Consider the following 10,198-nt stretch of genomic DNA (forward strand, 5'->3'; position numbering starts at 1 on the left):
TGAGCGGCGGCGCCGGGCGGGGCGCACGCAGCCGAACGCCATCACGTCACCACGCTCCGGTGGCGCGAATCACACAACTGGCTGTCCACGGCCCGGAGACAGGGCGGTGTGGTCCGAGGGGGACGTGAAGCGATAATGGGCGGCCTGTACGTACCGACCAGTAGGAGAACCCCATGGCCGCCGCTCCCCAGCCGGAGACGCTCGCCGCCTTCGCCGCCGCCAAGGGCTTCATGCCGGTGCGCGAGGGGCTCGCCCTGTACGCCGCCGCCACCGAGGCCGCCGCGCTCGGGCTGCCGCTGCTGGAGGTCGGCACGTACTGCGGACGCTCCACGATCCTCCTCGCCGACGCCGCCCGCGAGGCCGGCACGGTCGCCGTGACCGTCGACCACCACCGGGGCAGCGAGGAGCAGCAACCGGGCTGGGAGTACCACGACCCGACGGTCGTGGACCCGGAGATCGGCCTGATGGACACCCTGCCCACCTTCCGCCGGACCCTCCACACGGCGGGCCTCGAAGACCACGTGATCGCGATCGTCGGGCGTTCGCCGCGGGTCGCGGCCGTCTGGGGCGGCGAGGTCGGCCTCGTCTTCATCGACGGCGGACACACCGACGAGCACGCGAACGGCGACTACGAGGGCTGGGCCCCCCACGTCGCGGCCGGCGGGCTGCTCGTCATCCACGACGTCTTCCCGGACCCGGCGGACGGCGGACAGGCCCCGTACCGCGTGCACCAGCGCGCCCTCGCGTCCGGCGCCTTCACCGAGATCTCCGCGACCGACTCGCTGCGCGTCCTGCGCCGCACATCCTCGGGGATCTGACCGGCCCGGATAGCATCGCCGCGTGTCGTACGACAGCGAGCCCCCCACTTCCCCCCCTCCCCCCACTCCTCCTCGCCGCTCCGGCCCCAGGACCCTCGTCGTCGCGGTCGCCGTGCTCGTGCCGACCGCCCTGGCGGGCTGGCTCGTGTGGCAGGTGATGAGCGGCCCCGGCGACAGCGCGCCGACGGCGATGCCGCTGCCCGACAAGAGCCGGTCCGCGACGGCGACAGCCGTGAAGCCGGCACCCACGCCGACGCCGACCCCCACGCCGTCCGGGTCGAAGGACGACAAACCGCGCCGGGCCGGGCCGCTCACCGGCAAGGTCGTGGTGATCGACCCCGGCCACAACCCCGGCAACTTCCGCCATACGGAAGAAATCAACAAAACCGTCGACGTCGGAACGCACCGCAAGGAGTGCGACACCACCGGCACGTCCACCAACGACGGTTACACCGAGGCCGCGTTCACCCTCGACGTCTCGCGCCGCCTGCGCACGCTCCTGGAAGAGCAGGGCGCGACGGTCACGCTGGTGCAGAACGACGACCGTCCGTACGGTCCCTGCGTCGACGAGCGCGCCCGTATCGGCAACGAGGCGAAGGCCGACGCCGTCGTCTCCGTCCACGCCGACGGCTCGGCGGTCGGCAACCGCGGTTTCCACGTGATCCTGCCCGCCGTGGTGAAGGCCGGGGCCGCGGACACCGCGAAGATCGTCGCCCCCTCGCGCGAACTCGGCACGCGCATCGCGGGGAAGTTCGTGCAGGCGACCGGTATGGCGCCCTCCAACTACGTGGGTGACGGCACGGCGTTGGACGTGCGCAAGGATCTCGGTGGTCTCAATCTGACGACTGTGCCGAAAGTTTTCATCGAATGCGGCAATATGCGTGACCCGAAGGACGCGGCCCTGCTGTCGAGCGGCGGGTGGCGTCAGAAGGCGGCGCAGGGAATCTCCGACGGCATCGGCAGCTACCTCAAGGGGTAGGTCCGACACCCGGCGGTCGCCCCGGCCGGGGGGACGATACATTCATCCGTACGATGAGGAGCTTCCCCCGAGCTTCGCACTGTGCCGCCCCGACGAGTCGACCCACTAAGGACCTTCAAAGTGAACATCCGCTCCCTCACTCGAGGCGACGGCGTGGTGATCGGAGCAGCGGTGGTGCTGTTCGTCGCCTCGTTCCTCAGCCTTGTCTCCGTGCCCGAATGCAGTGGCGAGTTCTGCCCCAGTTCGTCCTCGTCGCCCAATGCGTGGGACTCGCTGGGTCTGCTGATGAGCGTCTTCCTCGCCGGTGTCATCGGCGCGGCGCTGATCGTCCTCAGCCGTGCCATGCCGGGGCGCAAGGTCGCCGGTCTGGACCTCGGGCAGTTCGGGGTGGCCTTCGCCGTCTTCGCGCTGTGGACGGCCTTCTGGACGCTCATCGACATGTCCCAGGACGCGGGCGCCGGCATGATCCTGGGTCTGGTGGCCACCCTCGTGCTGGCCGTCGGCGCCGTCGCGGCCCCGCTCGTCCCGGCTCTCAAGGCCCCGCTCATGGGCGCCCCGAGGCCGCAGGTCGCGCAGCCGTACGGCGGCCATCCCGGTCAGCCGGGTCCCGGCGGCTACGGCTACCCCGGTGCCCAGCAGCAGCCCTACGGCGGCCAGCCGGGACAGCAGGGCCAGCCCGGTCCCGGTCAGCAGCAGCCGTACGGCGGCCAGCCGCAGCAGCAGGGCCCGCAGCAGGCCCAGCAGGGCGGCCAGCCGCAGGCGCAGCAGGCTCCGGCCCCGCAGGCGCAGCAGCAGGCCGGTGCGCCGGCCGCCGACTTCGCGCCGTTCTGGTTCGCGGTGCCGGTCGCCCGTCCGCTGTACGCCGAGGACGGCACGCCGACGCCGATCGCCGAACTCGAGCCCGGCACCTGGTACTTGGCGGTGGACCAGCGCGGCCCCGGTCTGGTCGCCCAGACGCAGGACGGCCGCCGTGGTGTCCTCCAGGACACCACCGGCATCCAGCGCGGCTGACGCCACACGCCCCGCAGCGGCGCGACGGCCCCCGCCCCTTCCGGGCGGGGGCCGTCGCCGTACAGCCGTCCGTCCGCCGCGGCCTGCGAGCACGCCGGCTCACGCACGGCGGGATCACCGTACGCACATGAGGCTCAAGCGGACGACTGCGTACCTCGAAGACGAAGATCTTCGCGCGCTCAAGGACACCGCCTCCCGCAAGGGGGTGGGCGAGGCCGGGCTGATCCGTGAGGGCGTGCGTCTCGCCATCGCCCAGAACCGGACCTGGCACGAGCCCGCCGGACTTCCTGTTTTCGACAGCGGCGACCCCGCCCTCGCCGAGAACTCCGACAGCCTCCTGCGGAACGGCGGCTTCGGCTCGTCGGATCAGAGGCATCCGTGATCGTCATCGCCGGCACCTCCGGATCATCGCGTCCATCGACCGGAGCCGCCCCGATCGCACGCGGGCCCGTGAGGTCGTGGACACCGCGGGGCTCGCCGTCATCGCGCCGCTCGTCCTCGCCGGGCCCGACCACTGGGTGAGCGGACGCTGCGGGCGGGAGGCGGCAGGCGCCGTCATCGACCGGATCCTCACTCACGCGCGCACGGGCCGGTACGCAATCGGGAGGACCAGCGCCGATGTACTGTCCGGCGCCCGCCTGACTCAGCGGCGGTACCGCGCTCTCGAACTGGACCTCACCGACGCCGTGGTCACGGTGCTCGCCCGCGAGTACGCGACGGACGCCGTTCTCACCCTGGACCGGAAGGACTTCCGCACCGTCGGGCCCCTCTCCGCACACACGGCCCTCCGGCTCCTGCCGGACGATCCGCGGGCGGCCGTCACGGCTCCGCGCTCCGGGCACTCAGCCGAAGGAAGAGCGCTCCGGACAGAGGTCCGGGGCCCGCTTGTCCGTACGGGTCCCGGGTTTCGGCCCGCGTAAAGCGGCAACACGACGGGCATGTCCCCCCGCCATAGCAGTGGAAGCAGCCGGGCGGCGACGATCGTCGTCGTCATCGCCGACATCATGGCCTTCATCCTCGGCCTGTGGATCCTGATGTACCTGCTGGACGCGAACCGCGCGAACGACTTGGTGAACTTCGTCCAGGACGCCGCCCGGTGGCTGGCCGGCTGGTCGCACGACCTGTTCACCTTCGACGAGGCGTGGGCGCGCGTCGTCGCCGGTTACGGTCTCGCCGCGCTCGTGTACCTCCTCGCCGGGCACGCGCTGGCGAACGTCCTGCGCCGCCACTGAGGCGGGACCGCGGCTAGCAGCAGTCCGGGTCCAGGCCGAGCGGCAGCCGTTCGCCGCTGAAGACCGCGGTGGTCGCCTCGTCTCCTCCCAGGGCGGCCACCGCCAGCAGCAGCGACCCCGCCGTCCACGTGGTCTGCTCCTGCGGCCAGACGGCGTCGTCGTCGAAGACGTATCCCGTCCAGTACAGGCCGCCCGGTGCCCGCAGGTGCTGGATCGACTGGAGGATCTCCAGCGCCCGGTCCGACTCGCCCATCACCCACAGCGCCAGGGCCAGTTCGCAGCTCTCGCCGCCGGTCACCCAGGGGTTGGGGACTATGCAGCGCACACCCTGCCCCGGGACGACGAACCGGTCCCAGTCCGCCTCGATACGGGCCTTGGCCTCCGGCCCGGTCACCGCGCTCGTGAGGATCGGGTAGTACCAGTCCATCGAGTAGCTGCTCTTGTCGAGGAACCGCTCCGGGTGGCGCTGGATGGCGTGGCGCAGCGCGCCGACCGCCAGCTCCCAGTCGGGCTGCGGCTCTTCGCGCTGCTCGGCGATGGCGAGCGCGCAGCGCAGCGCCTGGTGGATGGAGGAGCTGCCGGTCAGCAGCGCGTCGCCCACGGGCGTGCCGTCGTCCTCGCGCTTCCAGCCGATCTGGCCGCCGGGCTGCTGGAGCCCGAGGACGAATTCGGTCGCCGCGTGGACGGCCGGCCACATGCGGTCGACGAACGCGTCGTCGCCGGTGGCGAGGTAGTGGTGCCAGACGCCGACGGCGATGTACGCGCAGAAGTTGCTCTCGCGGCCCCGGTCGGTGACCCGCTCCGCGTCCCCGTCGTCGTACGCCGCGTACCAGGAGCCGTCCGCGTTCTGGTGCCTGGCCAGCCACGCGTAGGCGCGGGCGGCGGCGTCGTGCTCGCCGGCCGCGTCGAGCGCCATGGCTGCCTCGGTGTGGTCCCACGGGTCGAGGTGGTGACCGCGGAACCACGGGATGGCGCCGTCCTCGCGCTGTACGGCGAGGATGCCCGCCACGGTCTCGGCGGCCTCGTCGGCGGTGAGGACGCCGGGGAGGACCAGGTGTTCCGTACGTCCGGGAATGGTCACTTGGCGGCCGCCGCCACCGACGGGGCCGGCAGGTGCGGCTTGGTCGCGTACGCCACGAAGCTCTTGCCGACCACCGGGTTGAGCAGCTGCTCGGCGATCCGCGTCGCCGCGGGCTTCTTCATGATGTCCCAGACCAGCAGCTTGTGGTACGCCCGGACCGGCAGCGCCCTGTCGTTGTCCACGCCGAACGCGCACTTCAGCCACCAGTAGGGCGAGTGCAGCGCGTGCGCGTGGTGCGTGCCGTACGGCTTGAGGCCCGCCTCGCGCATCCTGCCGAGCAGTTCGTCGGCCTTGTAGATCCGGATGTGGCCGCCCTCGACCTCGTGGTACGCGTCGCTCAGCGCCCAGCAGACCTTCTCGGGCCCGTAGCGCGGCACGGTGACGGCGATGCGGCCGCCCGGCTTCAGCACGCGGACCATCTCGGCCAGCACCCCCTTGTCGTCGGGGATGTGCTCCATGACCTCGGAGATGATCACGACGTCGAAGGAGGCTTCGGGGAAGGGCAGGTTGAGCGCGTCGCCCTCCATGGCGGTGGCGGTGGCGCCCGCCGGGGCCTCACCGGCCTCCTTCATGGCGGCGAACCACTTGGCGACCTCGCGGATCTCCTCGCCGTTCTGGTCGAGGGCCACCACCTGGGCGCCGCGCCGGTAGCACTCGAAGGCGTGCCGGCCCGCGCCGCAGCCCAGGTCGAGTACGCGATCGCCCGCGGCGAGCGGGAAGCGGGAGAAATCCACGGTCAGCACGGGGTCTGCCCTTCCGGGTGGGGGGTGGTTGCGGCGCCGGGTCACCGGACACGCGTGGCGGGGACGGGGACGGGCGGAGTCCGCGGCGGCGGCTTCCGCTTCAGCGGGGTCTCACCGGGCTCCCCCGCGCACCGCGCCGTGCGCGGCGATCTGTTCGCGGTAGAGCTCGGCGGTGCCCTGGGCGGCCCTGGCCCAGGTGAACTTGTCCAGCACCCGGTCGCGTCCGGCCGCGCCGAGGCGCCGGCGCAGCTCGGCGTCGTCCAGCAGCCGGCCGAGCGCGGCGGCCAGCGCGCCGGCGTCGCCCGGCGGCACGGCCAGGCAGGTCTCGCCGTCGGGGCCCGCGACCTCGGGGATCGCGCCGCCGGTGGTGGCGACGAGCGGGGTGGCGGTGGCCATGGCCTCGGCGGCGGGGAGCGAGAAGCCCTCGTAGAGGGAGGGGACGCAGGAGATCTGCGCGCTGCGGACCAGGTCGACCAGCTCGCGGTCGCTGATGCCCTTGACGAACTCGACGGCGCCCTGGAGCCCGTACCCCTCGATGGCCCGGGCGACCGGGCCGTCCTCGGCGCGCCTGCCGACGACGACGAGGTGGGCGTCGGGCTGCTCGGTGCGGAGCTTGGCGAGCGCCTCGACGAGGTGGACGAGGCCCTTGAGCGGTACGTCCGCGCTGGACGTCGTCACGATCCGCCCCGGGACCTCGGCGACGGACGGGTCGGGCGACCACAGGCCGGTGTCCGCGCCGATGTGCACGACACGGACGCGGTCGGGGCGCACCCCGAGGTGCTCGACGATCTCCTGCTGCGAGGAGCCGGAGACGGTGAGCACGGAGGGCAGCCGGCGGGCGACGCGCTTCTGCATGCGCGTGAAGCCGTACCAGCGGCGCACGGAGGCGCGCTTGCGGCGGCTCGCCGCGGCGGCGAGGTCGAGCTGCCGGTCGACGGTGATGGGGTGGTGGACGGTGGTGACCAGGGGCGCGCCGAGGTCGCCGAGCAGGCCGTAGCCGAGCGTCTGGTTGTCGTGGATGACGTCGAAGTCGCCGCGGCGGGCCGTCAGGTGACGCCTGGCGCGGAGCGAGAAGGTGAGGGGCTCGGGGAAGCCGCCGGTCCACATCGTCGCCACTTCGAGGGCGTCGATCCAGTCGCGGTACTCGTCGCGCCCGGGGGTGCGGAAGGGGTCGGGGCTGCGGTACAGGTCGAGGCTGGGCAGCTCGGTGAGCGGTACGCCCTCGTCGAGTACGGGGTAGGGCTGGGAGCCGAGGACTTCGACGCTGTGGCCGAGCCGGGCGAGCTCGCGCGAGAGGTGGCGTACGTAGACGCCCTGGCCTCCGCAGAAGGGGTTCCCCTTGTAGGTGAGGAGTGCGATGCGCAGCGGGCGGTCACCCGTGCCGGGTCCACCCGCGTGGGGGCCCGCCTCTATGGCCTCAGCGGTCACTCTCGGCCCCCTTCTCACTGCTCTTTCACCGGAGCGTAGCCGCTGGCGCTAACCTAGAACAAGTTTCAGTATCGATCGCCCGACCAGCTCTGAATCTACCGGCAGGTAGCGCCACCGTAAGCGTCGGATCAGGTGATTCGCGCCACGGCGGGTGCCTGCCGTGGCGGGCCGCCCGGGGGCCCGCCCCCTCAGGTCCGGCGTACGCACACCTGCCATGGAACGGGACGCATGACCGTGGAAGCCAAGCCGGCGCCGCCACCTCTGACGGAGCGCCAGGAGGCGCGCCGCCGCCGCATCCTGCACACCAGCGCGCGGCTGGCCGGCCGGGGCGGCTTCGACGCGGTGCAGATGCGCGAGGTCGCCGAGTCGTCGGGCGTCGCACTGGGCACGCTGTACCGCTACTTCCCCTCCAAGATCCACCTGCTGGTCGCCACCATGCAGGACCAGCTCGAACACCTGCACGGCACACTGCGCAAGCGGCCCCCGGCCGGGGAGAGCGCGGCCGAGCGGGTCGCCGAGACGCTGATGCGGGCCTTCCGCGCGTTGCAGCGGGAGCCGCAGCTGGCGGACGCGATGGTGCGGGCGCTGACCTTCGCGGACCGCAGTGTCAGTCCGGAGGTGGACACGGTCTCGCGGCAGACGACGGCGATCATCCTGGAGGCGATGAACCTGCCGGGACCGCCGACGCCGGAACAGCTGGCGGCGGTCAGGGTCATCGAGCACACCTGGCACTCGGCGCTCATCACCTGGCTCTCGGGCCGGGCCTCGATCGCCCGGGTGAGGATCGACATCGAGACAGCGTGCAGGTTGATCGACCGAACCTGACCGGATCTGACCACTCCTGAGCCGTTTTGCTTCGTTCCCCCCTGCCGATCAGGCGGCCGGAGATCTCGACCGATCGGCATTACCGGCGGTACCAGGCGCACGCGTACCCAAAGTCCGCCCGGCCGGGGAGCGGTACGCCGTCGGCGCCGACCGGGTTGATGTGCATCCAGTCGCCGGAGACGAACCGGCGCCATCCCGGCGGGAGCTCGCGCCGGGCCACTTCGTACAGCGGCACCGAGGAGGGCTGTCCGGGCCGGCTCGCGGAGAGCCGGTCCGGGATCTCGTGGAACTGTCCGTCGGCGAGGCAGAAGACCTCGTACCGGTTGTCCACGGGTCCCCCCTCGGCTGCGGTGACGCCGAGACTTCCACGCGGCCGGGGGCGGCGACAGTCACACCTGTCACGTCGTGACAGTGCGGTACTCATGGGTAAAGAATTGTTCGGCCCTGTTCGAAAGCGGAGCGGCACGCGACGGTCCCCGCCACGGAACCCCATGATCCTGCCGCCTCCGGCACCCCCCGGGGCCGCCCGCGACGGGCCGGTAGAGTGTGCGAATCGTCATCATGCCGTTCCGGGGGAAGCCGGTGCGAATCCGGCACTGGCCCTTCCCCAGGCTCTCCACTGCGCTCGAGCAGGGGAGACCCCATGCGTGGATCCGTCCTTCACGGGCGGTGAGTCGGAACGCCCGGTCCGGCATGACCAATGGCTCGGCACCGTCGAGGTATACGGAGCCGGAGCCTGGTGCGTGGTTTCCGCGTGCCCGGGCCCGGCTCCTCAGCAGGAGAGGCCCCGCCCGTCATGACCCCCCTTCGCCGCAGCGCAGCCACCGTGCTCGCCGCTTCCGCCGTCCTCTGCGCGAGCGCGGCCACGGCTGCCGTCGCCGCGCCGTCCCCGTCCCCGGCGCCCGTGATCCCCTCGGGGCTCCACGGCGAGAAGGACCCGACGTACGACGGTGTCTGGCGGCAGTCGCTTGCCCTGCTCGCGCAGGACACGGTGGGCGTGAAGCCCGCCGGGAAGGCCGTGAGCTGGCTGGTCGGGCAGCAGTGCGACAGCGGCGGCTTCGCCTCCTTCCGCGCCGACGCCACCGAGCCGTGCACGGCGAAGACCGTGGTGGACAGCAACGCCACCGCCGCGGCCGTGCAGGCGCTGAGCGCCCTCGGCGGGCAGGACGCCGCCGTGAAGAAGGGCGTCGGCTGGCTGAAGTCCGCGCAGAACAAGGACGGCGGCTGGGGCTACAACCCGGGCAGCCCGAGCGACGCCAACTCCACCTCGGTCGTGATCGGCGCGCTGGCGGCGGCGGGCGAGAAGCCCGGCGAGGTGAAGTCGCGGAAGGGCGAGTCGCCGTACGACGCGCTCGTCACCTTCTCGGTGCCCTGCGACGCGAAGACGGGCGGCGGCGCGTTCGCGTACCAGCCGGACAAGGACGGCGGGCTCGCGCCCAACGCCGACGCGACGGCGGCCGGTGTCCTTGCCGGGCTCGGGAAGGGGCTGGACGCCGAGGCCGGCAAGGACAGCAGGGGCGGCACGAAGGACGCGCAGTCCGGTGCGTGCACGAAGGGCGAGCCGACGCCCGCGCGGGCCGCCGCGAACGGTGCCGCGTACCTCGACGGCGTACTCGCCGAGACGGGACACCTCGACACGCCTCCCATGCCCGGCGCCGAGGACACCGAGGCGCAGCCCGACTTCGGCAACACCGCGGACGCCGTCGTCGCGCTGGCCGCGCAGGGCGGCGCCGCGCGGGCGCAGAAGCCGCTGAAGTGGCTGGAGAAGAACGCGGCGGGCTGGGCCGAGGAGCACGGCCCCGCCGCCTACGCCCAGCTGGTCTTCGCCGCGAACGCGACCGGCACCGATCCGAGGAACTTCGGCGGCACCGATCTGGTGAAGGGGCTCAACGCGACCGGGCCCGCGCCCGAGGCCGCCGGGAAGTCCGCCGAGGCGCCCGCCGGGAAGTCCGCCGACGAGAAGAAGGACAGTGACGGCGGCTTCGGTACCTGGTGGATCGTCGCCGTCTTCTTCGTCGCCAGCGTCGGCGCCGGCATCCTCTTCAGCGGCCGCAAGAAGAAGAACCAGCAGCTGTGACGAG

12 protein-coding genes are annotated in these 10,198 nt (G+C 72.4%); 8 read left to right on the top strand and 4 right to left on the bottom strand.

What is annotated here, in order from left to right; genetic code table 11:
- Positions 1-173: 173 nt before the first annotated feature.
- The 6 genes from ABD374_RS05830 to ABD374_RS05855 all read left to right on the top strand — a co-directional run bounded on the left by ABD374_RS05830 (position 174) and on the right by ABD374_RS05855 (position 4,040).
- Positions 174-818 (top strand): class I SAM-dependent methyltransferase, encoded by a 645-nt coding sequence (locus ABD374_RS05830; RefSeq protein ID WP_344491705.1) that lies wholly within the window; start codon positions 174-176, stop codon positions 816-818.
- A 22-nt stretch (positions 819-840) separates the two neighbouring features.
- Positions 841-1,797: an N-acetylmuramoyl-L-alanine amidase gene (locus ABD374_RS05835; protein ID WP_344491708.1), complete on the top strand. Its 957-nt coding sequence runs from the start codon at positions 841-843 to the stop codon at positions 1,795-1,797.
- A 120-nt stretch (positions 1,798-1,917) separates the two neighbouring features.
- Positions 1,918-2,808 (top strand): hypothetical protein, encoded by an 891-nt coding sequence (locus ABD374_RS05840; RefSeq protein ID WP_344491711.1) that lies wholly within the window; start codon positions 1,918-1,920, stop codon positions 2,806-2,808.
- A gap of 127 nt (positions 2,809-2,935) precedes the next feature.
- Positions 2,936-3,190 (top strand): ribbon-helix-helix domain-containing protein, encoded by a 255-nt coding sequence (locus tag ABD374_RS05845; protein ID WP_344491714.1) that lies wholly within the window; start codon positions 2,936-2,938, stop codon positions 3,188-3,190.
- A 76-nt stretch (positions 3,191-3,266) separates the two neighbouring features.
- Entirely contained in the window at positions 3,267-3,728 is a 462-nt protein-coding gene (locus tag ABD374_RS05850; RefSeq protein ID WP_344491716.1) for a VapC toxin family PIN domain ribonuclease, read from the top strand.
- A gap of 18 nt (positions 3,729-3,746) precedes the next feature.
- Positions 3,747-4,040, top strand: coding sequence for a hypothetical protein (locus tag ABD374_RS05855; RefSeq protein WP_344491718.1), 294 nt, complete (start codon positions 3,747-3,749; stop codon positions 4,038-4,040).
- A gap of 13 nt (positions 4,041-4,053) precedes the next feature.
- Here ABD374_RS05855 and ABD374_RS05860 read toward each other — a convergent pair whose 3' ends face one another.
- The 3 genes from ABD374_RS05860 to ABD374_RS05870 form a co-directional block, all read right to left on the bottom strand.
- Positions 4,054-5,121, bottom strand: coding sequence for a prenyltransferase (locus ABD374_RS05860; protein ID WP_344491721.1), 1,068 nt, complete (start codon positions 5,119-5,121; stop codon positions 4,054-4,056).
- On the bottom strand, positions 5,118-5,864 hold the full coding sequence (locus tag ABD374_RS05865) for a class I SAM-dependent methyltransferase (RefSeq protein WP_344491724.1): 747 nt from the start codon (positions 5,862-5,864) through the stop codon (positions 5,118-5,120). Before ABD374_RS05865 ends, ABD374_RS05860 begins: the two co-directional genes overlap by 4 nt.
- 111 nt (positions 5,865-5,975) lie before the next feature.
- A complete protein-coding gene (locus ABD374_RS05870; protein ID WP_344491727.1) occupies positions 5,976-7,292 on the bottom strand; it encodes a glycosyltransferase family 4 protein in 1,317 nt (438 codons plus the stop codon).
- 228 nt (positions 7,293-7,520) lie between these two features.
- Here ABD374_RS05870 and ABD374_RS05875 point away from each other — a divergent pair, with 228 nt between their 5' ends.
- The gene (locus ABD374_RS05875) at positions 7,521-8,117 is read left to right on the top strand and encodes a TetR family transcriptional regulator (protein ID WP_344491730.1); all 597 of its coding nucleotides are present in this window, start codon (positions 7,521-7,523) and stop codon (positions 8,115-8,117) included.
- 79 nt (positions 8,118-8,196) lie between these two features.
- Here ABD374_RS05875 and ABD374_RS05880 read toward each other — a convergent pair whose 3' ends face one another.
- A complete protein-coding gene (locus ABD374_RS05880) occupies positions 8,197-8,448 on the bottom strand; it encodes a hypothetical protein (RefSeq protein ID WP_344491733.1) in 252 nt (83 codons plus the stop codon).
- Between the two features lie 465 nt (positions 8,449-8,913).
- Between ABD374_RS05880 and ABD374_RS05885 the strand changes: the two genes are divergently transcribed.
- Complete coding sequence (locus ABD374_RS05885) at positions 8,914-10,194, top strand: SCO2321 family membrane protein (protein WP_344491735.1); 1,281 nt, start codon at positions 8,914-8,916, stop codon at positions 10,192-10,194.
- Positions 10,195-10,198 lie beyond the last annotated feature (4 nt).

The organism is Streptomyces enissocaesilis (assembly GCF_039533765.1).
GTDB lineage: Bacteria > Actinomycetota > Actinomycetes > Streptomycetales > Streptomycetaceae > Streptomyces > Streptomyces enissocaesilis.